Below are 21,544 nucleotides of genomic sequence, written 5' to 3' on the forward strand. Positions count from 1 at the left end.
GGCGCCGGTGTTCGATCGCAAGACCATCCGTCGCCGGCGCTTGGCGCTAGCGGGCTTCCTGCTCGCGTCGCTGGTCTTGATCAGCGCCTACGTCGGCAACCCGGCGAGCGGTTTAGTCGGCATCCTCGCGCGCGGCACGCAAGCGGCCTTCTCGCCGCTTGAGCGGGGTCTCTCGCGGGCGCTCAAGCCGATCGACGATCTCGCCGGCTGGGTTCACGACAGCCTGCGCGCGAAGAGCGAGAACGAGCGCCTGCGTGCGGAGGTGGCGCGCCTGCGGCGGGAGCTAGCCGAGGCCCAGATACAGCTTCACGACGGCCGCGAGCTGGCGCGGCTCGAGCGCCTGACCACGAGCGCTGGTTTTCCGGCCGGCACCGCGCCGGTCACGGCGCGCGTGATCGCCCGCTCGCCGACCGTCTGGTACTCGGCGGTGACGATTGATCGCGGCTCGGCCGACGGCATCAGGGTGGACCAGCCGGTGGTGGCGGCGGGCGGTCTGGTCGGCCGCGTGAGCTCGGTCTCCCCGCACACCGCGCGCGTGCGCCTGATCACGGACGCCGCCAGCGCGGTGGCCGCGCAGCTGATGCCCGACGGAGCCAACGGGATCGTGCGCCCGTCGGTCGGCGATCCGCGCGACCTGGTGCTCGACTTCATCCAGGATCGCCGCCGCGTCAAGCCCGACGCGATCGTCATCACCTCCGGCTTCGACGCCGGTGGCCTGGCCTCGGTCTTCCCGCGCGGGATTCCGATCGGTCGCGTGACACGCGTGGATCCGGAGGAGGTGGAGCTCTACCAGCGCGTCCACATCCGGCCGTTCGCGGATCTCGGCCAGCTGGACATCGTCCAAGTGCTGACCCGCCGGCCGACGGCGCGGGTCGGTTTGGCGCAAATCACGGGGGCCCGGCAGTGACGGTCAGCTGGCGGTCGCTCGCCACGCTCGGCCTTTTGGCCGCTGCCGTGACGCTTGTGCAGCTCTCCGTCTTCGGGCGGATCGAGCTCTTCGGGGCGCCACTCAACGTGATTCCGGTGGCGGCCGCCGCCTGCGGCTTCTTCGCCGGTCCGGTGGCAGGGGCGGCCGCAGGGTTCGCATTCGGTCTCGTGCTCGACCTTTTGACCGGCGCGACGCTCGGCGTGTCGTCGCTCGTGCTGACCTTGGTGGGCTACGCAACCGGGCGCTGGCGCGAGCTGCGCGACCCGGCGACGACGCTGGTTTCGATCCCCCTGGGGGTCAGCGCGGCGCTGGCTTATGGGATGGGTTTCACCACCGTCTCCTACATGCTCGACATCGGCGACGTGGCACGCGTGAGCCCGCTCCTGCTGCGCGAGATCGCAGCCGGGGCGCTGCTCTCGGGGGCGGTCGCGCCGCTCGTTTTCGCCGCTGTGCGCAAGGTGTTGCGGCCGCTGCTCGCGTTCGATCCGCTCGAGCGGCGGCGCCGCCGCGAGCTGCGGCGCACGGGTCCGATCGGTCTGCGCGGCCTCGACATCTAGGCGCTCGTGTATCTGGAGTCGGACAGGCGACCGGGCCTCACTCCGCAGCTCGCCATGCGCATCGCGGTGCTCAGCGCGATCGCGCTCGTCGGCTTCGCGGCGATCTTCTTCCGCCTCTGGTACCTGCAGGTCCTCTCGGGCGACCGCTACTTGGCCGAGGCCAACAACAACCGCATCCGCGAGATCCGCGTGCAGGCTCCTCGCGGCGAGATTCTCGACCGCAACGGACGGGTGCTGGTGGCGAACCGCCCGAGCCTGGCGCTCGAGGTGACACCAGACAAGCTGCCCCCTGCGGGTCCTCGGCGCCGTCAGGTGTTCAAGCGCCTGGGGCGCATTCTGCGGGTCTCGCCGCGCCGTCTCGAGCGCTCGGTGGAGCGGCAGTTCAAGGCGATGCCGTTCGCCGCTGCGACGCTCCGCCAAGACGTACCGCTACCGGTCGTCGCCTACGTACTCGAGCACCAGGATCGCCTGCCCGGGGTCACCGTCGAACGCGTTTTTCTGCGCTCCTACCCGTACCGCGAGATCGGCGCCCACCTGTTCGGCACGGTCGGCGAGGTCACGGCCGAGCAGCTCAAGCAGGACCGCTACCGCGGCGTCCAGATGGGTGACCGGGTCGGGCAGAGCGGCATCGAGTACGAGTACGACCGCTTCCTGCGCGGTCGCAACGGGGCCAACCGCGTGCAGGTCGATGCGCTTGGTCGCTTCAAGGGCGAGCTGTCCGTAAGAAGGCCACTCCAGGGCCGCAACTTGCGCCTGTCGATCGACTTCGACGTCCAGCGCGCTGGCCAACAGGCACTCGCGTCGGGGACCGGTCGCGGCGCCTTCGTGGTGATGGATGTCCGCACCGGCGAAGTCGTTGCCCTCGGCTCGCAGCCGTCGTTCGACCCGAACATCTTCGCGAAGGTGGTGCGCGCTTCCGACTACCGCCGGCTCACCGATCCACTGAACGGCGCTCCGTTGCTCAACCGGACGATCCAGAGCGGTTACCCGACCGGCTCGACGTTCAAGGTCGTCACGGCAACGGCGGCCCTCGAAACAGGGCTGATCACGCCGGCGACGGTGATCTACGACCCGGGCTCGATCACGATCGGCGGGCTTACCTTCAAAAACGCTGGTGGCAAAGCCCACGGCGCGGTCGACGTACGGCGCGCCCTGACGGTCTCCAGCGACGTCTTCTTCTACCGCCTCGGCGCTGACCTCAACGCACGCGGTACAGCGCTTCAAAAGTGGGCTCACCTGCTCGGCCTCGGGCGGCGAACGGGTATCGACCTGCCGGGCGAGTGGGAGGGACTCGTGCCCTCTCCGGCTTGGCGCAACCGGCTGTTTCGCAAGCGCCTCACGGACCGCCCCTGGACGGTCGGCGACAACGTCAACCTGGCCGTCGGGCAGGGCGATCTGCGGGCCGATCCGGTGCAGCTGGCGGTGGCCTACGCCACGATCGCTAACGGTGGCCGCGTGGTGGTGCCGCGGATCGGTTTGCGCGTCGAGGACGCCGCTGGCCGCCCGATCCAAGATCTGCAGGCGCCGCCTGCGCGCACCGTGCGCATCTCGCCGACCACAAGGCAAGCGATCCTCGACGGTCTACGGGGTGCCACCAGCGCTCCGGGAGGCACCGCCACGCCGGTCTTCCAGGGCTTCCCGATTCCCGTCGCCGGCAAGACCGGTACGGCGCAGAAGGGTGCCGGCCGGCCCGACCAGTCGTGGTTCGTGGCGCTGGCGCCGTGGCCAGACATCCGCTACGTGGTCGTCGTCACCGACGAAGCTGGCGGTTTCGGCGCGGAGACCGCCGCCCCGATGGCGCGCCGCATCCTCGCGGCCTTGTTCGACGTGAGGGGCGATCGTGCGCGCCGGGGTGGAGCTCCCGACTGAAGCTCGCGCCTCGGTCACCGAGCGCAGCTGACACACTTCTTCGCGACCACCTTCGGCCGGACGGAGCGAAACCGCTCGTCGGCCGGTTAGGGTCGGTAACGAGCATGTACGCGTCTTCGCTGGCAACGAGGTCTCGCGGGACCGCCCGCCCCTTCCCACGGCTGCTGGCCGGGCTCGACCCGCTGATGCTGCTCGCCTCGGTCGGGTTGATCGCGGCGAGCGTCGTGGTGCTTGGCGAGGCCACGACCGGCGACATTCCCAGCCAGCCCTACTACTACGTGTGGCGGCAAGTCGCCTACGGGGCGGTGGGTTGCGCGCTGATGCTGGCGATCTCGAGGATCGACTACGCGCGCCTGCGCGAATATCGCAACGGCATCTACCTGGCGACGTTGGGCTCGATCATCGCGGTCTTCGCGATCGGCTCGGCTTCGCGCGGTTCGCGCCGTTGGATCGAACTGCCGTTCTTCAATCTCCAACCGTCCGAGCTGGGCAAGCTCCTGCTCGTGATCGCGTTGGCCGGTTTCGTCGTCGACAACGTGCGACGTTTGAACGAACGTCAAACGACGGTCCGCGTGCTGCTGCTCGGGTTGGTACCGGCGACGCTGGTCGTCGCCCAGCCCGACCTCGGTACCGGACTCGTTTACGTCGCGGCGACGATTGCGATCCTGTTCCTGGCGGGCACGCGCTGGTCGCACTTTGTTGTGCTCGCCTGCGTCGGATCGCTGGTCGCGGTGTTTGCGCTGGTCGTAGCGCCGGCAGTCGGAGTCGAGGTGCTAAAGCCTTATCAGCGCGACCGTCTGACCGCTTTCCTGCATCCGAGTGCGGATCCCCGTGCGGAGGGCTACCAGATCAACCAGTCGCTGACCGCGATCGGTTCCGGAGGCAAGACCGGTCGCGGCGAGGATGCCACGCAAACCAAGCTCAACTTCCTCCCCGAGCACCACACGGACTTCATCTTCGCGGTGGTGGGGGAGGTGTTCGGCTTTATCGGCGCGGCGCTGGTGCTCAGCCTCTACGCGCTGCTGATCTGGCGCGCCCTACGTGTCGTGACGCTCGCCAAGACCCTTTTCGGCGCCTTGGTGGCGGGCGGCATCACGGCGATGCTCATGTTCCAGGTCTTCGTGAACGTGGGCATGACGATCGGGTTGGCCCCGATCACTGGCGTTCCTCTGCCGTTGCTGAGCTACGGCGGATCGTCGGTGATCGTGACCTTCATGTCGCTCGGGCTGTTGCAGTCGATCCACGCCCGGTCCCGCGAGCTCTCGCTGGCGAAGGCGGTCGCGTAATGGACAACAACGCCTTCGAGACGAGAGGAATCGGTTTTGAGGAAGCAGGTACTCGTCGCGGTCGATCGCGGCGAGACGCGGGTGGCGATACTGGAGGCGGAGGGTTCCGTCTCCTCGCGCCAGCGCTCTCGCCAGCGGGGATCGCGTAAGACGGCAACGGATTGGCGTGTAGCTGAGATCTACATCGAGCGCCGCGGCGCCCGCTCGATCGTCGGCAACGTCTACAAGGGCCGCGTCGACAACGTGCTGCCTGGGCTGGAGGCGGCGTTCGTCGACATCGGGCTCGAGAAGAACGGTTTCCTGCACTCCGACGACATCGTGCTGCCCGGCGTCGAGGTCGCCCGACGCGGGCGGGCCGGCAAGGGCAAACGCATCTCGGAGCTACTTCGGCCCGGCCAGGAGATCCTCGTGCAGGTCGTCAAAGACCCCCTCAAGACGAAGGGGCCGAGGCTCTCGATGCAGCTCTCGATCGCCGGTCGCTACCTCGTGTACGTGCCGCAGGGGGAAGGCATCGGTGTGTCCCGCCGGCTCGACGACGCCGAGCGGGCACGCCTGCGGCGGGAGCTGCAGAAGGTGGCCTTGCCGGAAGGCGGATGGATCGTGCGCACCGCCGCTCAGGGCGCCAAGCGCGAGGACTTCGAGCGGGAGGTCCTCTACCTGCGGATGCTTTACGACATCCTGCGCGAACGGGCCGAGCGCTCGCCGGCGCCGGCGCTCGTCTTCCAGGGGGCCGACCTGCCGGTGCGGGTCGTCCGCGACATCTTCAGCGACGAGTTCGAGCGGGCGTTGGTCGACGACGAGAAGGCCTACGAACGGCTCGTTTCGTTCCTCAGTCGAACGGCGCCGGAGCTGGTCGAGCGGGTGGAGCTCGACAGCGGCGAGCCGCCGCTGTTCGAGCGCTTCGGCGTCGACCGCGCGCTGCGCTCGACGTTGGAGCGACGCGTCGACCTGCCGTCGGGTGGCTACCTGGTCATCGACTACGCGGAAGCGATGACGGTGATCGACGTCAACTCCGGCTCTTTCACCGGGCGCGGCAAGGGGGCCAAGCTAGAGGACACGATCACCAAGACGAACCTCGAGGCGGCCGATGAGGTGGTGCGTCAGCTGCGCCTCCGCGACATCGGCGGGATCATCGTCATCGACTTCATCGACATGGCGCGTGCGCGCAACCGGGACGCCGTGTTGCGGCGACTGCGCGAAGCGCTCGAGCGTGACCGCACGAAGACCTACGTCGTCGAGGTATCGCCCCTCGGCCTTGTCGAGATGACGCGGCAGAACGTCACCGAGGGAGTGCGCGAGATCCTCACCAAGCCGTGTCCCACCTGCAACGGCGAGGGTGTGGTGCTGAGCGAGGAGACGGTGGCTTTCGAGGCTGCTCGCTGGCTGCGCGAGATCGCCTTCCAGCACCCCGCCGCGGAGGCCTTGCTAATACGCATGAATCCGCGCGTCTCGGCAATCCTGACGCGGGGGCCAGGGCGTCCGATCGAGGAGATCGAGGCGGAGACCGGCAAGCGCTTCCACTTCGAAGGCACCGAAGCCCTGCCGATCGATCACATGGAGGTCGTGATGGCAGGCAGCGCCGACGAGGTGGCGGAACGGGCGCTGCCGTTCCGCGAGGGCGACGAGGTGCTGGTGGAGCTCGTCGAGCCGCACATGTACAACGAGGGCGACGCTGTCGCCAAGCTCGATGGCTACGTGATCGCGGTGCGCGGCGCTGCCGATCTCGTCGGCCAAAAGGCACTCGTTCGCATCGAGCGCGTCGGGCGCTCCTCGGCGGAGGCCTCGCTGGTCGCTCAGCCGGAGGCGAGCGGGGCGGGAGGCGGCGAGGGGCAGTCGCGTACGCCCGCCGTGCGACGTCGCCGGGCGCGCCGGGAAGCGCCAGCGACCTCCTGAGGCGACTCCCAAGCGCTCGGGACTCCCAAGCGCTTGGGGTTCGCTTCCTCGCGCTAGACTGCCCGACCGTCGTCGGACGCTCCCGAGCCTGTGCGCGTCCGCCCGCAACGATCGCTCGCGATGTACGCAGTCGTCAAAGTTTCAGGCAAGCAATACCGGGTCGAGGAGGGCCAGTCGCTGCTGGTCGACCGCATCGATGCCCCAGAAGGCGAGCGCGTGCAGCTCGAGCCGTTGCTGTGGCGTCCCGACGACGGCGAACCGGTCGTCGCGCCCGAGGAGCTCGCGAAGGTGCAGGTGGAGGCCATCGTCAAGGCGCATGAGCGGGGGCCGAAGCTGCGTATCCTCAAGTTCAAGCCGAAAAAGGGCTACAAGCGCCGGACCGGGTTCCGTGCGGAGCTGACGAGGCTCGAGGTGAGCAAGATCGGTCCGCGGGCCCGGCGCTCCTCGAAGACGAAGAAGGCAGACACAGATGGCTCATAAGAAGGGACTCGGTTCGAGCCGCAACGGGCGCGACTCGGAAGCCAAGCGCCTGGGCGTGAAAGTCTTTGCCGGCGAGAAGGTGAACGGTGGCGAGATCCTCGTGCGGCAGCGCGGCACACCTTTCAAGCCGGGCGACGGGGTCGGCATTGGTCGCGACCACACCCTGTTCGCCCTGCGCCCCGGCATCGTTCGCTTCACGCGCGGCCGTCGAGGTCGGCAGGTGCACGTCGTGCCGCCTTCCTAGGCGGCTTCGCTTGCTCTTCGATCGCGCTGAGATCCGCGTTCGCGCTGGCGCCGGGGGGAACGGGTGCGTCTCCTTCCGGCGCGAGGCCTACGTTCCCAAGGGCGGGCCGGACGGTGGCGACGGCGGGCGCGGCGGTGACGTCGTCCTGGTCTGTGACGCGAGTTTGCGCGACCTGCGCTCACTGGTGAGGCGGCGGCGCTTCGAAGCAGGGCGTGGCGGCCACGGGCAGGGCGCTAACCGCCACGGTGCGCGCGGAGCGGACCTCGAGTTGCGTGTGCCGCCCGGAACGGTGGCGGTCGATCCCGATCGGGGCGAGCGGATCGAACTGCTGGAGCCGGGGCAGCGCGCGGTGATCGCCCGAGGCGGGGCCGGAGGGCGCGGCAATCGCCGCTTCGCGAGCCCGACCCACCAAGCGCCGCGCTTTGCCGAGCGGGGCCTCCCCGGCGAAGAGCGCACCTGGCAGCTGGCGCTGAAGTTGTTGGCCGATGCCGGACTGGTCGGCCTCCCGAACGCCGGCAAGTCGTCTCTGTTGCGCCGGCTCACACGCGCGCGACCGCGCGTCGCCGACTATCCCTTCACGACGATCGAGCCGAACCTCGGCACGATCGAGGACGAAAGCGGCCGTCAGCTGGTGATCGCCGATATCCCCGGCTTGATCGAAGGTGCCAGCGAGGGAGCGGGGCTCGGTCACGACTTTCTCGCCCACGTCGAGCGCTGCCGTTTGCTTGTCCACGTCGTCGAGTGTGCGCCGGCCGACGGCTCCGACCCAGTCGCGGCGATGCACACGATCGAGCGCGAACTCGAACGTTACGGACACGGGCTGGCCGAGCTCCCGCGCATCCTTTGCCTCTCCAAGGCCGATCTGCTGCCCGAAGATGCGCTGCCGGCTCTCGCCGAGCGTCTCCGCGCGGCGGCCGAAGACCCACCGCTCGAGGTGATTGCGACTTCGGCGGTGACGGGCTTGGGGCTCGACCGCCTGCGCCAGGCGATCTTCGCGCACGTTCCGCAGTCCCCGCTCGCGACCAGCGAACAGCCGCTCGTCGAGCGCGTCTACCGGCCCGGCGCTGACGAACGCATCGAAGTCGAGCGGGTCGCGCCCGGTCGTTTCCGCGTGCGCGGAGGACCGGTCGAGCGCCTGATCGCTCGTCACGACCTCGACAACCCCGACGCGCTCGACTACATCGAAGCGAGACTCCGTCGCCTAGGAGTTGTGCGTCAGCTCGAACGTCAGGGCTTCGAACCGGGGGACGAGGTGGAGATCGGCGGCGTCACATTCGATTTCGATCCGGCAGCGCCCGGCGCGCCGCGGTGAACGCGCGCCTGCGGCTGCTTGCTGCGCTGACGGCGACGGCGCTCGGCTTCGCGCTGCTCGTGGGTCTCGCGATTCGGGCCGCGACCGCTCCCAGCGCTGAGCAGCGAGTGCTAGCGACCGTCGAGCGCTTCGTCGAAGCCGTCAACGAGCGCAACGCTCGGCTTTTGTGCAGCGAGCTGCTGACGCAGCAGTTTGTGGAAGGTGTGACAGCGACGCGTGGTGCGACTGCACGGCGCTTGTGCGAGCGGGAGCTCGCGGCGATCCGGGGCCCGAGGCTGCGGCTGGTGCGTGTCAAAGCAGTGCGGGTGGTCGACGACGAGGCCACGGTGCGAGCCCTCATCGACTACGGCCCGCTGCGGCGCGATCGCGAGCTGCGGCTGCGGCGAGAGCAAGGCCGATGGCGGATTGAAGGGAGCACCGCTGGCTGACGGGCGCGCCGCCGGGTCGTGCGATCGGCCGTCACGCGGGGGCTTCATAACCTTGCCGGGATGGCAACCACGGTCGTGAAGCTGGGCTCGGCGCTGGTCGCCGACGACCAGGGCGTCGTGCGCGACGACGTGCTCGCCGCGGTGTCCGAGGAGATCGCCAAGCGCAGCACACATGACGAGCGCTTCGTGATCGTCAGTTCCGGTGCCATCGCCTGCGGACTGCGCGAGCTGGGCATCACCAGTCGGCCAACGGCGATGGAGGAGCTGCAGGCCGCTTCGGCCGTCGGTCAAGGGATCGTCTACCGAGCGTGGCACGAACACCTCGGCCGCTGGGGCGTGCGCAGCGCGCAGGTTCTGCTCACCTTTTTCGACATGGCTCAGCGCGCCCACTACGTGAACGCCCGCCACACTCTCGCCACCCTGCTGCGTTGGGGCGTAGTGCCGGTCGTCAACGAGAACGACACGACAACAACCGACGAGATCTCCTTCGGCGACAACGATTTTTTGGCAGCACAGGTGGCGATCCTGGTGGAGGCGCGTCTGCTCGTGCTCCTCACCGACACGGCCGGCCTCTATACCGCCGACCCGCGCCGTGATCCTGCGGCGCGACTCGTCTCGGAGGTGCGTGATCCCAGCGAGCTGCGGGCATTGGAGGTGGGGGGCAGCGGCAGCGAGCTCGGTTCTGGCGGGATGCGCTCAAAGGTTGCTGCCGCCGAGATGGTGACGGGTGCGGGAATTCCCTGCGTGGTTGCATCCGGTACCGATCGGGAGGCGCTCGCGACGATCCTCGAGGGCGGACGCGCCGGCACCTACTTCCATGCGCGGCGGGAGCGGGAACAGAGCTTCAAGCTGTGGCTGCGCTACGCCAAGCCGACGCGCGGAGAGTTGCTCGTCGACGCCGGCGCCGCGCGCGCCCTCACCGAGCGCGGCAGCAGCCTGTTGCCGGTCGGCATCGTCGAGGTACGAGGGGAGTTCGAGCCGGGCGACGCCGTCGAGATTCGTCACGACGGGCGGGTGATCGGTAAGGGCATCGTCAACTACGGAAGTGACGAACTGCGGCGTGTGTGCGGTCTGACCAGCGACCGCGTGCGCCAGCTGTTGCCGCACGCCAGCGAGGAAGCGGTGCACCGCGACTATCTGGTGGTGCTCGCGCCGTAGGTCCCGCCGGTACCCTTGCCGCAATGTCACTCACGGCGACCACCGTCGAGGACGTCTGCCGGAGCGCTAAGCGTGCCGCTCGACGCCTGGCCACCCTCGATCGCCGCGTGCGCGATGGCGCGCTTGCGCGGATCGCCTCCTCGCTCGAGGAGCGGGTCGACCAGATCCTCGATGCCAATCGCGAAGACATGCAGCGGGCCGAGGAGAAGGGCCTCGAGCCGGCACTGCTCGATCGCCTGCTGTTGACCGAGGAGCGGGTAGCCGCGATGGCCGAAGGCGTGCGGCAGGTCGCAGCGCTACCCGACCCGGTCGGCGAGTTGATCGATGGGCGGCGTTTGCCGAATGGCCTCGATCTGCGGCGCGTGCGGGTGCCGCTCGGCGTGGTGGCGGTGGTCTACGAGGCGCGCCCGAACGTCACGATCGACTGCACCGCGCTCTGCCTCAAATCCGGCAACGCCGTGGTCCTGCGCGGTTCGTCAAGCGCGCAGCGGTCGAACGCAGCGCTGGCGGCGATCGCCGCCGAGGCGGCGGAGGCAGCGGGCATTCCGGCGGGCGCGATCGGTCTCATCGCCAGCGGCGAGCGGGGCGACGACCTGCGCGCGCTGGCGACCGCCAAGGACAGCGTCGACTTGATCATCCCGCGCGGCGGGGAGGGGCTGAAGCGAGCGCTCGAGGAGGTCGCAACGGTGCCCGTCATCTACGCCGCCGCTGGCAACTGTCACGTGTACGTCGATGCTGAAGCCGACCTCGAGCGCGCGCGAGCGATCGTCGTCAACGCCAAGACCCAGCGTCCCGGTGTGTGCAACGCCTGCGAAACGTTGCTCGTCAACTCCCACGTCGCGCCCGCCTTCGTACCGCTGATCGTCCGTGAGCTCTTGGCGCGGGGCGTCGAGCTGCGCACCTGCGCGCGGACCCGTGCGCTGGCCGGCGATCTAGCTGACCGGCTGCGACCCGCCGACGAGCGCGACTGGCAGACCGAGTATCTGGCGCCGATTCTCGCCGTGCGGGTGGTCGACACCCTCGACGAGGCGGTCGAGCACATCGATCGTTACGGCTCCGGGCACTCGGAGGCGATCGTCACCGAATCGACCGATGCCGCCCGTGCGTTTTGCGACGCGGTCGACGCGGCGTGTGTCTACGTCAACGCTTCGACGCGCTTCACCGACGGCTTCGAGTTCGGGCTGGGCGCGGAGATCGGCAACTCCACCCAGAAGCTGCACGCACGCGGGCCGATCGGGCTGCGCGAACTGACCACCTACAAATACGTGATCGAGGGCGCCGGCCACGTGCGCGAGTGACGTGAAGATCGGGGTTCTCGGCGGCACTTTCAATCCTCCGCACATCGGTCACCTGGTGCTGGCGCAGGAGGCGCTCGAGTGCTTCGGTCTCGAGCGCGTCCTGTGGATACCGGCGGCGCGGCCCCCGCACCGCGAAGTGGAATCCGACCCGGGGCCTGAGATGCGGGCGGAACTTTGCGAGCTCGCGACCGCCGACGACGAGCGCTTCGAGGTCTCGCGGATCGAGCTGGAGCGCGAAGGGCCCTCGTACACGGTCGACACGATCGCTGCGCTGCGCCAGTCGAACCCCGAGCTCGAGCCGTTCCTGATCCTCGGCGGTGACCAGGCGGCGAGCCTGCCGCGCTGGCACGAGCCGGAGCGGCTGCTGGAACTCGCGCAGGTCGTGGTCGTCGATCGCACCGGATGGTCGCGGGACGCGGTAGCGATCTCGATTGCGCGACTGCGGGGCGCGGAGCGCGTGCGCTACTTCGACATGCCGCGGGTCGAGGTTTCGTCGACGCTCGTGCGCTTGCGGATCGCGCGCGGACAGTCGATCCGCTACCTGGTTCCCGAAGCCGTGCGAAGGAAGATCGAGGACGCCAACCTCTACGGTGCCGGTCGCCGGGAGGTGGCTGCGAAAAGTTGACTCCCCGGGAGTTGCCGAAAGCCACTGGCGCTCCCGCGCGGCCCGAGGCGCCGGCAGGGGATGCTGCGTCGCCGACGTCCCGCGGCGAGCAGCTGGCGGAGCGCATCGCTCGCATCGCGCTCGAGAAGAAAGCGGAGGACGTGCTGATCCTGGACCTCCGTTCGCTCGTTGGCTTCACCGACTTTTTCGTGCTCGCCAGCGGCCGCAGCGACCGCCAGGCGCGGGCGGTCGCCGAGGCGGTTCGTGAACAGCTGAAGGCCGCGGGGGTCGTGCCCGCCCGCGTCGAAGGCGAGCGCGACGCACGCTGGATCTTGCTCGACTACCTCGACTGCGTAGTGCACGTCTTCACGCCCGAGGCCCGCGAGTACTACCGGCTCGAACACCTTTGGGCGGAGGCGCCCGTCCGTCGCTTCGACTAGCCCGCAGCCGCGCGAACGAAGCGCCGCCGTCGAAACCAGGTGGGCGCTGCCGTCCCAACGCTAAACAGGGCGCCCATTTGTGCCGAATAGGACAACACGATGACCGAAACCAACCAGAGCGTCGTCGGCGAGCAGGCGGTCGAAGAGGTCTCGCAGGCCGTTGCGGCGCGCGGTCCGATGCGCTTGGAGCTGCCGATCGAGCAGGCCGAGGCGCTCCACCAGTGGCTTCTGACCGCGACCAACAACGGCCAAACCGCGCTCGACGATCCCAACCTGAGCGCCGTCTTGGCGAAGCTCGGTCACGACCTCGACGCAATGCGCACCGTGCAGGCGGTGCGGCGCGAGCTCGAAGAGGTCGGGTTCGACCACACACGGTTGAGCGACGAGCAGGTCGCCGAGCTCGGGCGGCGGATTCTCGAGGCCCACAGGCCGCGCCCGCGGGTATCGCGCGACGGCGAAGCTTCCTCCCAGTAACAGGGCCGAGGCGCAGCGACGGTGGCCGCCGGGACTCCGGCGGCCACACCCCTGCGCGCGCGGACCGGCCGGTGAGCGTTTAAACTCGCCGCCACACGGGGCTGTAGCTCAGCTGGGAGAGCGCGGCGCTGGCAGCGCCGAGGTCACGGGTTCGAGTCCCGTCAGCTCCACTTTCGCTTGCGGCTAGGAGCCGCGGGAGTCGCGCAGTGCCAGGATCCCGCGCAGGGTCGCTGCCAGGTAGTGCTCGGCGAAGTGCCTGATCCCCTCGGGTGTTTCGAGGTCGAGCACCGAGTGCGGCGTGACGACGAACGAGAGCACGGCCCGCGTCAGAAGCTCGGAAACCGCTTGGATCTCTTCGTCGTCGAGCGGTAGGCGGCCGGCCGCAGCTTCTTCGCGCGCGAACCGCGCGATGAACTCGCGGCCGGCGGCCAGGACGCGCTCGCCCTCGGTGGTGAGCGCTGGCAGGATCAGCTCCGGCTCGCTGCGCAAAAGCCGGCGCAGAAGGCGGTGCTGGCGGAGGTACAGCAGGCCGAACACGAAACCCTCGACGAGCCGCTCCTCGAGTGTGGCGCACGAGCGTGTCGCCTCTTCGACGGCGCGCAAGAAGCGCCGCATCTCGTGCAGGACGAGCGCCTCGATGAGGCGGTTCTTCTTCGGGAAGTAGCGGTAGACGGTGACGCGCGAGACGCCGACGCGGCGGGCGACGTCGTCGATCGTGAAACGTCTGAGACCGAAGTCCTCGACCTGTTCGGCGGCTGCCTGCAGGATCCGCTCTTCGGTCGTCTCGGCGTTGCCGGGAGCGTCGAGCAGCTGATCGACGAGCTCTTCCGCGCCTGGGGAAGTCGCGGAGCTGTCGGTGCCTGCGTTTCCGTTCATCCAGAGAGACCGTACAGCCAAAGTCGTCGGGATACATTCAGACGCATGCTGTAACATGCGTCTTATCGTTTTGCGGCTGTGGTGGGTGGCGAACGATCGGCGCCCGCCGCAAGACTGGTCCGGGGGGTCTCCCGGCGCCGCGAGGCGGAAAACGGACAAGACACAAAGAGCGTGGAGGTGGAAGCGAGTGGCTGAGGCGTTCTTCGCGCAAGCGGCACCCTCGGCAGGCGGAGCGCCGCTCGACCAGCTCGCCGTCCTGGCGGCTGTCTACTGGGGCGGCAGCGCAGCCGTGATCGCGACTTGCGTGCGCTACCGGCGCGGGAAAGCGCGGCCGCTGCGTGTCGCAGGGCGTGTCGTAGGGCGTCTCTTCGGTCTCCCAGGGTGGTCGGCGCTGCCCGTGGCGATTGCGACCGTCGGTCTGCTCGCAGCGATGTGGGGTGGGATGTGGGACATCGGCTACCACATCGACCAAGGGCGCGACACCGGCCCCCTCGGCAACCCCGCCCACTACCCGATGCTGTTCGGCATATTCGCCGCGTTCGCGGCGGGGGTGCTAGCGCTCGGCACCGCCGACCAGCGCGACCGCGGACCCGCCTGGGTCCTGGCCGGCGGCGGCCGGCGCGGGCCCCTCGGCGGCGCGCTGTTGGCCGCCGCGATGCTCTTCGCTCTCGCCGCGCTCTCGCTCGACGACGTCTGGCACCGCATCTACGGGCAGGACGTAACGCTCTGGTCGCCGACCCACTTCGTCTTTCTCTTCTTCGGCGTGCTGAGCGTCGTCGGCATGCTCGTGCTCGTCCAGGAGGGCGCGGAAGCACGCGCCAAGCGCGCTTCAGCTGGCGTCGCTGGGCGGGACGAGAGCCGCGCGGTGGCGCCCACGTTGGCCGGCGCCCGCCGCTGGGCGCGCTGGTTCGGCGCTGCCCAGCGAGCGACGCTACTCGGAGGTCTTCTCTGCGGGCTCGAGCTGTTCCTCGCCGAGTACGACTACGGCGTTCCGCTCTACCGCCAGGTATGGCAGCCGCTCGTGCTCGCGCTCGCCGCAGCGTTCGTGCTGGTGGCGGCGCGCGCGTGGGTTGGGCGTGGCGCGGCGCTGGGAGCTGCCACGGCGTACGTCGCGGTGCGCGGCAGCGCCAGCCTGTTTGCTGGTGCGATGGGAGTGCACACGCCGACGTTGCCGCTCTTTTTCGCCGAGGCACTAGCTGTCGAGGTCGTCGGGTCGCTGCTGCTTTCGCGGCGAGCGGTGCCCGCGCCCACGCGAACGGTTGGGTTCGGCGCCGTCGCCGGCGTCGTCAGCGCCGCGGCCGGCTTCGCCGCTGGCTACGGCTGGTCGCGCGTGGCGATGCCGCTGCCGTGGACAACCGCGCTGCTGCCGGAGGGGTTCCTGCTCGCCCTCCTCGGCGGCTGCGCCGGCGGCGTGCTAGGAGCGCTGTTCGCGGCATCGCTGCGCGGCGCTCTGCCGCGGCCGGCGCTGGCACGCGCAGGGTTCGCCGGGGCCGCGGCGCTGGCGGTGGGCGCCTGTGTGGCCGCCTCGCTGCGCACCGTGCCCGACGCCGTGGCGCGCGTCGAGCTTCGGCCGGTCGCAGGATCGAGTGGAGAGGCTTACGTGGTGGCGCGTCTCTCCCCAGCGGCGATCGCGGCCCAGCCGAACTGGTTGTACGTGCTCGCCTGGCAGGGCCGGCGCGACCGTGTGGTCGCGCCGATGGCGCGAGCGGCGGACGGCAGCTATCGCAGCACAAGTCCGGTGCCTCTGGCCGGAACCTGGAAGGCGGCGCTACGCCTGAACGCTGGTCGGGTGCGCGGGGCGGTGCCGTTGCGCCTGCCGGCCGACGCTGGGCTCGACGGCTCGCGGCGCTCGCTACCGGTGAGCTTCACGCGCAGCCAACTCGAGCGGGCGATGCGCGACGCGGCCGGTGCGGCGCTGCCCGCTGCGCCCGTCTTCACCCGCGCCTTCGTGGGCGACGAGTGGATCTTCCTGCGCGAGGCACGCGGCGTTCCGCCCTGGCTGTGGCAGGCCGGCCTCGCCACGGTTCTGGGAGCCTGGGCGGCGATGGCGCTGGCGCTTGCACTTAGCCTAGGGCGGCTCGGTCGGCGCTTCGAGGCGCGCGGCGGAATGAGCAGCGGGGCGCGACCAGCCGGCAGGGGGCAGCTTCGGCACGCCGCGGCCCAGGCCACTTAAGGGGGGCAGCGCGGACGAGCGAGCCGCGTGCGGCGCGCTGCGCGCCGCACGCGCTCGCTCGCCGTTACCCTTCGCGCGACGGTGGAGGCACGCTACGACCCGCACGCGATCGAGGCCAAGTGGCGCGAGCTGTGGGCGCGCGAGCGCACGTGGGAAGTCTCCAACGAACCTGAGGCGCGTCCGAAGCAGTACGTGCTCGAGATGCTCCCCTACCCCTCGGGGGAACCGCACATCGGGCATCTGAAGTGCTATTCGGTGGGCGACGCGGTCGCCCACTTCCGCCGCCGGCAGGGGTACCGCGTTCTGCACCCGATGGGCTACGACGCCTTCGGGCTGCCGGCCGAGAACCACGCCATCCGCACCGGCCAGCACCCGCGCGTATCGACCGAAAAGTCGATCGCCGAGTTCCGCCGGCAGTTCCACCGCTGGGGCGTCTCGATCGACTGGTCGCGCGAGTTCGGCACGCACGAGCCGAGCTACTACCGCTGGACGCAGTGGCTGTTTCTGCGTTTCCTCGAGCGCGACCTCGCCTACCGCCGCCAGGCGGCGGTGAAGTGGTGTCCGCGCGACCAGACAGTGCTCGCCAACGAACAGGTCGTCGACGGCCGCTGCGAACGGTGCGGCACTCCCGTCGAGGCGCGACAGCTCGAACAGTGGTTCTTCCGGATCACCGCTTACGCCGAGCAGCTTTTGCGCGACCTCGACGACCTTGACTGGCCCGAGCACGTCAAGACGATGCAGCGCAACTGGATCGGGCGCTCCGAGGGCGCGGAGGTCGTCTTTCGCTGCGATGAGCTCGGCATCGACTACCCGGTCTTCACGACCCGTCCGGACACGCTCTTCGGCGCGACGTTTTTTGTGCTCGCTCCCGAGCATCCCGACGTGCTCAAGCTCAACGACTCGCCCGAAGTGCGCGAGTACGTCAACCGCGCGATGCAGGCGTCGCACGAAGAGCGCGGGGCCGCCGACCGCCGCAAGACCGGTGTCGCGCTTGGCCGCTACGTGCGCAACCCGGTCAACGGCGAACTGATCCCGATGTTCGTCTCCGACTACGTGCTGATGGAGTACGGCACCGGCGCGATCATGGCGGTGCCCGCCCACGACGAGCGCGATCACGAGTTCGCGCGCGAGTTCGGGCTTCCGATCCGGGAGGTCATCAAGGGTGGTGAGGACGTCCAGCGCGAGGCCTACACGGGCGACGGCCCGATGGTCAACTCGGGACCGTTCGATGGCCTCCACAACCGCGAGGCGTACGAGCGGATCGTCGAATGGCTGGAGCGCGAAGGCAAGGGCCGGCGGGCCGTCAACTACCGCCTACGCGACTGGTTGATTTCCCGCCAGCGCTATTGGGGCTGCCCGATACCGGTCGTCTACTGCGAGCGCGAGTGCGGGATCGTGCCGGTGCCAGACGAGCAACTGCCGGTCGAACTGCCCGACATCTCAGACTACGCGCCGAAGGGGCGCTCGCCGCTCGCAGCGGCCGAGGATTGGGTGCGTACGAGTTGCCCGCGCTGCGGGGGCGAGGCGCGGCGCGAGACCGACACCATGGACACCTTCGTCGACTCGTCCTGGTACTTCCTGCGCTACTGCGACCCGCGCAACGACCGCGCGCCCTTCGACCGCGCTGTCGTGCGGCATTGGATGCCCGTCGATCAGTACATCGGCGGGGTCGAGCACGCGATCCTGCACTTGCTCTACGCGCGCTTCTTCTGCAAGGCGCTTGCCGACATGGAGCTGCTCGACGTGCGCGAACCGTTCGCGCGGCTTTTTACGCAGGGCATGGTCACGCGCGAAGGGGCGAAGATGTCGAAGTCGAAGGGCAACGTCGTCAGCCCCCGCGATTACGTTGAGCGCTACGGGGCCGACACCGCCCGCACGTACGTGCTCTACATCGGGCCTCCCGAGCAGGACGCCGACTGGTCGGACGAGGGCATCGCTGGCATCCACCGCCAGCTCGCGCGGCTGTGGCGGGTAGCGCGCGAAGTCGCCGAGCGGACGCCGCCGAGCGCGGCGCCCAGCGGCGAGCCGACGCCCCTGTTGCGCAAGGCGCATTGGGCGATCGACAAGGTCACGCGGGACTGCGAACGGTTCGCTTTCAACACCGCGATCGCCGCGGTGATCGAGCTCGACAACGAGATCTACCGCTTCAAAGACGAGCTGATCGACACGCCCGAGGGCGCCTCGCAGCTGCGTTTCGCGGTCGCCACCGCCGGTTCGCTGATCTTCCCGTTCGCCCCGCACCTCGGGGCCGAGGTTTACGAGCTGATGACGGGGCGGCGGGTCTGGGAGGAACCGTGGCCGCAAGCCGATCCCGAACTGCTGCGCAGCGACCTCTTCGAGCTGGTCGTGCAGCTCAACGGTCGGCTCGTCGATCGCGTCGAGGCGCCCGCCGATGCCTCGCGCGAGGAGCTCGAACGGATCGCTCGTGAGTCGCCGAAGCTACGGGCGCGGCTCGACGGCCGCGAGATCGTGAAGGCGATCGTGGTGCCGGGGCGGCTCGTCAACTTCGTAGTGCGGTGAAGATGCGCACCGGGGCCGGTCGCTCGCACCACGTGCGCCAGCGATGACGCCGCGTCCCGCGATTTCGGTGATCGGTCCCGGCGAAGCGGCTGCGCGCGAGCTGTGGCTCGCCGAAGAAGCGGGGAAGCTGATCGCCGAGGGGGGCGCAGTGCTCGTTTGCGGCGGGCTCGGTGGGGTAATGGAGGCAGCTTGTCGCGGGGCACGGCGCGCCGGCGGCGTGACGGTCGGGATCCTGCCCGGCGTCTCCGCGCTCGACGCCAACCCGTGGGTGGAGATCGCGATCCCGACCGGGCTCGGGGAGGCGCGTAACGCGCTGGTCGCGCGCGCCGCCGGAGCTGTCGTCGCGATCGGCGGCGGTCTCGGGACGCTGTCGGAGATCGCCCTCGCGCTGAAGGCCGGCAAGCGCGTGTTCGGCGTCGACACATGGCGACTCGAGGCAGCCTGGCCGAGCGGGCAGAGCGGCGCGCCGGTCGCGCCGCGTTACGGCCGGCGGGCGGCCCCACCGGAGGCGGCCGCGCCGGTTGCGTGCCATTCGGTCGAGGAAGCCGTCAGCGCGGCGCTATCGGCGGTCGCGCCGACCGCAGGCGCGGGCGAGCTCTGAGGCGCTGCCGTAGACTCGCCGTTCGTGCCCGAGCCCGCAACGAGCCATGCGCCCACCGGGCAGGAGCGGCGGGTCGAGGGAAGCGAACAGGAGCGGGCTCCATACCTCGAAGCGCTCCGCGCCTACGCCTCCCGGCGACCCGCCAGGCTCAACGTGCCCGGCCACAAGGGCGGCGCCGGTGCCGATCCCGAAGCCCTCGAGGCGTTCGGTCAGCGTGCCTTCGAGCTCGACATTCCGCCCGGCATCCCCGGGATCGATGCCGGCGCGCGACCGCACCCGCTGGAGCGGGCCCAGCGCCTGGCGGCCGAGGCTTGGGGCGCGCGACGCACTTGGTTTCTGATCAACGGTGCCTCCCAAGGCAACCACGCGGCCTTGCTGGCGCTTGCCCACCGTGGATCGCACGTTGTAGTGCAACGCAATGCGCACTCGAGCACCATCGATGCGCTGATTCTCTCCGGCCTGCGGCCGGTTTTCGTCGAACCCGAGGTCGACGACGAGCTTCATATCGCGCACTGTGTGACGCCGGAAGCGCTCGAGCGAGCGCTCGACTCGGCGCCCGCCGACGACGTCGCCGGTGTAGTGGTGGTTTCGCCCACCTACTACGGAGCGGTCGCCGACGTCGAAGCGCTCTGTGCGGTCGCTCACGCTCGCGGCTTGCCGGTGGTGGTTGACGAGGCGTGGGGGGCCCATCTCGCCTTTCACGAGGAGCTTCCGGCGCCAGCCCTGGCGCTCGGCGCCGACCTCGTGGTCTCGAGCACCCATAAGAGCGTCGGCAGCCTCACACAGTCGGCGATGTTGCATCTCTCCCGCGACGCTCTGATCGACGAGGACGTGGTCGATCGCTGCGTTACCACGGTCGAGTCAACGAGCCCGAATTCGCTGCTCTGCGGCTCGCTCGATGCAGCTCGGCGTTTCGCCGCGACCTCCGGCCGCGAGGCGCTCACGCGCACCCTCGAGCGGATCGCGGCGACGCGTCGACGCATCAACGAGATCCCGGGATTGGCGGCGATCGGGGAGCTACCGGGTCGCGCCAGCGTGCGCGCACTCGATCCGTTGCGCCTGATGGTCGACGTGCGCGCGACTGGCAGCACCGGCTTCGAGATCTCCGCGCTGCTGCGGTCGGTCTGCGACGTCCACGTCGAGCTCAGCTGCGACACGCTGGTGGTTGCGGCGTTCGGACTCGACGAGCCGGCAGAGACATTCGAACGCTTGGTTGAGGGATTGCGGTGCGTTGCCCCCGCCGCCGATCGGCGGGCCGCGCACGACGATTTCCGTCCGCCACCGGCCTGGGGCCGCCTGGCGATGACGCCGCGGGAGGCGTTCTTCGCGCCGCACGAGGTGGTGTCGGCGGAGCGCGCAGCAGGGCGCGTGGCGGCCGAGTCGCTCGCCGCCTACCCGCCCGGGATACCGAACGTCTTGCCCGGCGAGCTGATCGAACCGGCAGTGCTCGACTACGTGCGCACGACGCTCGCGCGTGGGGGAAGCGTGCGCGGCGCAGCCGACCGCACGCTCGGCACGGTGCGCGTAGTTGCCGAAGACCACGGTCTGGGTGATGACCAGCGCGCGTAGTGCAGCTCGCTTAGCGCAGCGGTCGCCGAGCGTTTGCACACGTAGCTTTTAGGCGCGTTCGCGCTGCGTACGGTGGCTCTAGTGGAGCCGCCGCGAGCCGATCGAGAGCGGGTTTGCGAACCCGCATGGGAGGAAGCACAGCCGTGCGCGCGGGCCAGCGATGCGCGCGTCCTTGGCCTCGGCGAGTTGGGGCGGCTGGAGGGCGATCAACTTCGCCGCTTGCTGGCCGGAGTGCTGGTGCTTGCAGCGCTCGTCGTCGCGTTCGTGTCATGGCAGCGGGGTGGCGAGAGGGCGCGGCGCGAACGACCGGTGCTGTCCGTGCGCTCCAGCGCCGAGCGGGCGAGCGCGCGTTTCGCCTGGGTGCACGTGGTGGGCGCGGTTCGACGCCCGGGTGTCTACCGCCTGCCCGACCGGGCGCTAGTAGCCCGGGCAGTGGCGGCCGCCGGTGGTGCCGATCGCGCTGCCGATCTCACGGCCTTGAACCTCGCCGCACGGATCGAGGACGGCCAGCAGGTGGTCGTGCCAAGGCGTGGCGCGCAGCCGGCGGGGGCGTCGGCGGGGGTTCCGACTTCGCCGGCCACGGCCGGTGGCGCCGGTGGTGCGGGGAGTAGCGCGCCCGGCGCGCGAGCCGCGGCGGCCGGCGGCAAGCTCAGCTTGCGGACCGCCACTCTCGAGCAGCTCGAACAACTCGATGGCATTGGGCCAACACTCGCCCGCCGGATCTTGGCTTACCGCGAGCGCCGCGGTTTTCGATCGCTCGACGAGCTCCGCGAGGTCGAGGGGATCGGCGAGAAGCGCTTCGAGGCGCTCCGTGAGCAGCTCGCGCCGTAAGCG

Annotated in this window: 20 protein-coding genes and 1 tRNA gene; 20 read left to right on the forward strand and 1 reads right to left on the reverse strand. The window is 69.8% G+C overall.

Annotated elements, in window-relative coordinates; translation table 11 throughout:
• The first annotated feature begins 7 nt into the window (after nucleotides 1–7).
• From mreC to BLW41_RS07015, 15 genes are all read left to right on the forward strand, one after another.
• The gene (gene mreC, locus BLW41_RS06945) at nucleotides 8–907 is read left to right on the forward strand and encodes a rod shape-determining protein MreC (protein WP_093117654.1); all 900 of its coding nucleotides are present in this window, start codon (nucleotides 8–10) and stop codon (nucleotides 905–907) included.
• A complete protein-coding gene (mreD, locus tag BLW41_RS06950; protein ID WP_093117656.1) occupies nucleotides 904–1,485 on the forward strand; it encodes a rod shape-determining protein MreD in 582 nt (193 codons plus the stop codon). The genes mreC and mreD overlap by 4 nt, the downstream gene beginning before the upstream one ends.
• Nucleotides 1,486–1,539: 54 nt before the next feature.
• Nucleotides 1,540–3,354 carry a penicillin-binding protein 2 gene (gene mrdA, locus BLW41_RS06955; protein ID WP_177169401.1) on the forward strand — a complete coding sequence of 605 codons (1,815 nt, stop codon included), beginning with the start codon at nucleotides 1,540–1,542 and terminating at the stop codon, nucleotides 3,352–3,354.
• Between the two features lie 104 nt (nucleotides 3,355–3,458).
• Nucleotides 3,459–4,640 carry a rod shape-determining protein RodA gene (rodA, locus tag BLW41_RS06960; protein ID WP_093117660.1) on the forward strand — a complete coding sequence of 394 codons (1,182 nt, stop codon included), beginning with the start codon at nucleotides 3,459–3,461 and terminating at the stop codon, nucleotides 4,638–4,640.
• A gap of 36 nt (nucleotides 4,641–4,676) precedes the next feature.
• A complete protein-coding gene (locus tag BLW41_RS06965) occupies nucleotides 4,677–6,533 on the forward strand; it encodes an Rne/Rng family ribonuclease (RefSeq protein ID WP_093117662.1) in 1,857 nt (618 codons plus the stop codon).
• A gap of 90 nt (nucleotides 6,534–6,623) precedes the next feature.
• On the forward strand, nucleotides 6,624–7,013 hold the full coding sequence (gene rplU, locus BLW41_RS06970) for a 50S ribosomal protein L21 (RefSeq protein ID WP_218138314.1): 390 nt from the start codon (nucleotides 6,624–6,626) through the stop codon (nucleotides 7,011–7,013).
• A complete protein-coding gene (gene rpmA / locus BLW41_RS06975; protein WP_093117666.1) occupies nucleotides 7,003–7,257 on the forward strand; it encodes a 50S ribosomal protein L27 in 255 nt (84 codons plus the stop codon). The genes rplU and rpmA overlap by 11 nt, the downstream gene beginning before the upstream one ends.
• Nucleotides 7,258–7,267: 10 nt before the next feature.
• Nucleotides 7,268–8,569 carry a GTPase ObgE gene (gene obgE / locus BLW41_RS06980; protein WP_093117668.1) on the forward strand — a complete coding sequence of 434 codons (1,302 nt, stop codon included), beginning with the start codon at nucleotides 7,268–7,270 and terminating at the stop codon, nucleotides 8,567–8,569.
• Nucleotides 8,566–8,997: a hypothetical protein gene (locus BLW41_RS06985; protein WP_093117670.1), complete on the forward strand. Its 432-nt coding sequence runs from the start codon at nucleotides 8,566–8,568 to the stop codon at nucleotides 8,995–8,997. Before obgE ends, BLW41_RS06985 begins: the two co-directional genes overlap by 4 nt.
• Before the next feature lie 60 nt (nucleotides 8,998–9,057).
• Nucleotides 9,058–10,155, forward strand: coding sequence for a glutamate 5-kinase (gene proB / locus BLW41_RS06990; protein ID WP_093117672.1), 1,098 nt, complete (start codon nucleotides 9,058–9,060; stop codon nucleotides 10,153–10,155).
• 23 nt (nucleotides 10,156–10,178) lie between these two features.
• Nucleotides 10,179–11,453, forward strand: coding sequence for a glutamate-5-semialdehyde dehydrogenase (locus BLW41_RS06995; RefSeq protein ID WP_093117674.1), 1,275 nt, complete (start codon nucleotides 10,179–10,181; stop codon nucleotides 11,451–11,453).
• A 1-nt stretch (nucleotide 11,454) separates the two neighbouring features.
• The gene (gene nadD, locus BLW41_RS07000; protein WP_093117675.1) at nucleotides 11,455–12,078 is read left to right on the forward strand and encodes a nicotinate-nucleotide adenylyltransferase; all 624 of its coding nucleotides are present in this window, start codon (nucleotides 11,455–11,457) and stop codon (nucleotides 12,076–12,078) included.
• An 11-nt stretch (nucleotides 12,079–12,089) separates the two neighbouring features.
• Nucleotides 12,090–12,497 carry a ribosome silencing factor gene (rsfS, locus tag BLW41_RS07005; protein WP_093117677.1) on the forward strand — a complete coding sequence of 136 codons (408 nt, stop codon included), beginning with the start codon at nucleotides 12,090–12,092 and terminating at the stop codon, nucleotides 12,495–12,497.
• Between the two features lie 99 nt (nucleotides 12,498–12,596).
• Complete coding sequence (locus tag BLW41_RS07010) at nucleotides 12,597–12,971, forward strand: hypothetical protein (protein ID WP_093117679.1); 375 nt, start codon at nucleotides 12,597–12,599, stop codon at nucleotides 12,969–12,971.
• 97 nt (nucleotides 12,972–13,068) lie between these two features.
• Nucleotides 13,069–13,141, forward strand: a tRNA-Ala gene (locus BLW41_RS07015).
• Between the two features lie 13 nt (nucleotides 13,142–13,154).
• Here BLW41_RS07015 and BLW41_RS07020 read toward each other — a convergent pair.
• Nucleotides 13,155–13,847 carry a TetR/AcrR family transcriptional regulator gene (locus BLW41_RS07020; protein WP_177169402.1) on the reverse strand — a complete coding sequence of 231 codons (693 nt, stop codon included), beginning with the start codon at nucleotides 13,845–13,847 and terminating at the stop codon, nucleotides 13,155–13,157.
• A gap of 187 nt (nucleotides 13,848–14,034) precedes the next feature.
• Here BLW41_RS07020 and BLW41_RS07025 point away from each other — a divergent pair, with 187 nt between their 5' ends.
• The 5 genes from BLW41_RS07025 (at nucleotide 14,035) to BLW41_RS11095 (ending at nucleotide 21,541) form a co-directional block, all read left to right on the forward strand.
• On the forward strand, nucleotides 14,035–16,020 hold the full coding sequence (locus BLW41_RS07025; RefSeq protein ID WP_093117683.1) for a hypothetical protein: 1,986 nt from the start codon (nucleotides 14,035–14,037) through the stop codon (nucleotides 16,018–16,020).
• An 81-nt stretch (nucleotides 16,021–16,101) separates the two neighbouring features.
• Nucleotides 16,102–18,540 (forward strand): leucine--tRNA ligase, encoded by a 2,439-nt coding sequence (leuS, locus tag BLW41_RS07030; protein ID WP_093118865.1) that lies wholly within the window; start codon nucleotides 16,102–16,104, stop codon nucleotides 18,538–18,540.
• A gap of 43 nt (nucleotides 18,541–18,583) precedes the next feature.
• Entirely contained in the window at nucleotides 18,584–19,141 is a 558-nt protein-coding gene (locus tag BLW41_RS07035; protein WP_093117685.1) for a TIGR00725 family protein, read from the forward strand.
• Nucleotides 19,142–19,165: 24 nt separating this feature from the next.
• Nucleotides 19,166–20,710 (forward strand): aminotransferase class I/II-fold pyridoxal phosphate-dependent enzyme, encoded by a 1,545-nt coding sequence (locus BLW41_RS07040; RefSeq protein ID WP_093117687.1) that lies wholly within the window; start codon nucleotides 19,166–19,168, stop codon nucleotides 20,708–20,710.
• Nucleotides 20,711–20,791: 81 nt separating this feature from the next.
• Complete coding sequence (locus BLW41_RS11095; protein WP_218138315.1) at nucleotides 20,792–21,541, forward strand: ComEA family DNA-binding protein; 750 nt, start codon at nucleotides 20,792–20,794, stop codon at nucleotides 21,539–21,541.
• The last annotated feature ends 3 nt before the right edge of the window (nucleotides 21,542–21,544 follow it).

Source organism: Thermoleophilum album, from assembly GCF_900108055.1.
Classification (GTDB): domain Bacteria; phylum Actinomycetota; class Thermoleophilia; order Solirubrobacterales; family Thermoleophilaceae; genus Thermoleophilum; species Thermoleophilum album.

What these genes read in the sequence shown, in the direction of transcription:
- BLW41_RS07035 (WP_093117685.1), top strand. Translation starts at nt 18,584, where the DNA reads ATGACGCCGCGTCCCGCGATTTCGGTGATCGGTCCCGGCGAAGCGGCT.
- mrdA (WP_177169401.1), top strand. Translation starts at nt 1,540, where the DNA reads ATGCGCATCGCGGTGCTCAGCGCGATCGCGCTCGTCGGCTTCGCGGCG.
- rpmA (WP_093117666.1), top strand. Translation starts at nt 7,003, where the DNA reads ATGGCTCATAAGAAGGGACTCGGTTCGAGCCGCAACGGGCGCGACTCG.
- BLW41_RS07010 (WP_093117679.1), top strand. Translation starts at nt 12,597, where the DNA reads ATGACCGAAACCAACCAGAGCGTCGTCGGCGAGCAGGCGGTCGAAGAG.
- proB (WP_093117672.1), top strand. Translation starts at nt 9,058, where the DNA reads ATGGCAACCACGGTCGTGAAGCTGGGCTCGGCGCTGGTCGCCGACGAC.
- BLW41_RS06995 (WP_093117674.1), top strand. Translation starts at nt 10,179, where the DNA reads ATGTCACTCACGGCGACCACCGTCGAGGACGTCTGCCGGAGCGCTAAG.
- rodA (WP_093117660.1), top strand. Translation starts at nt 3,459, where the DNA reads ATGTACGCGTCTTCGCTGGCAACGAGGTCTCGCGGGACCGCCCGCCCC.
- BLW41_RS07020 (WP_177169402.1), bottom strand. Translation starts at nt 13,847, where the DNA reads ATGAACGGAAACGCAGGCACCGACAGCTCCGCGACTTCCCCAGGCGCG.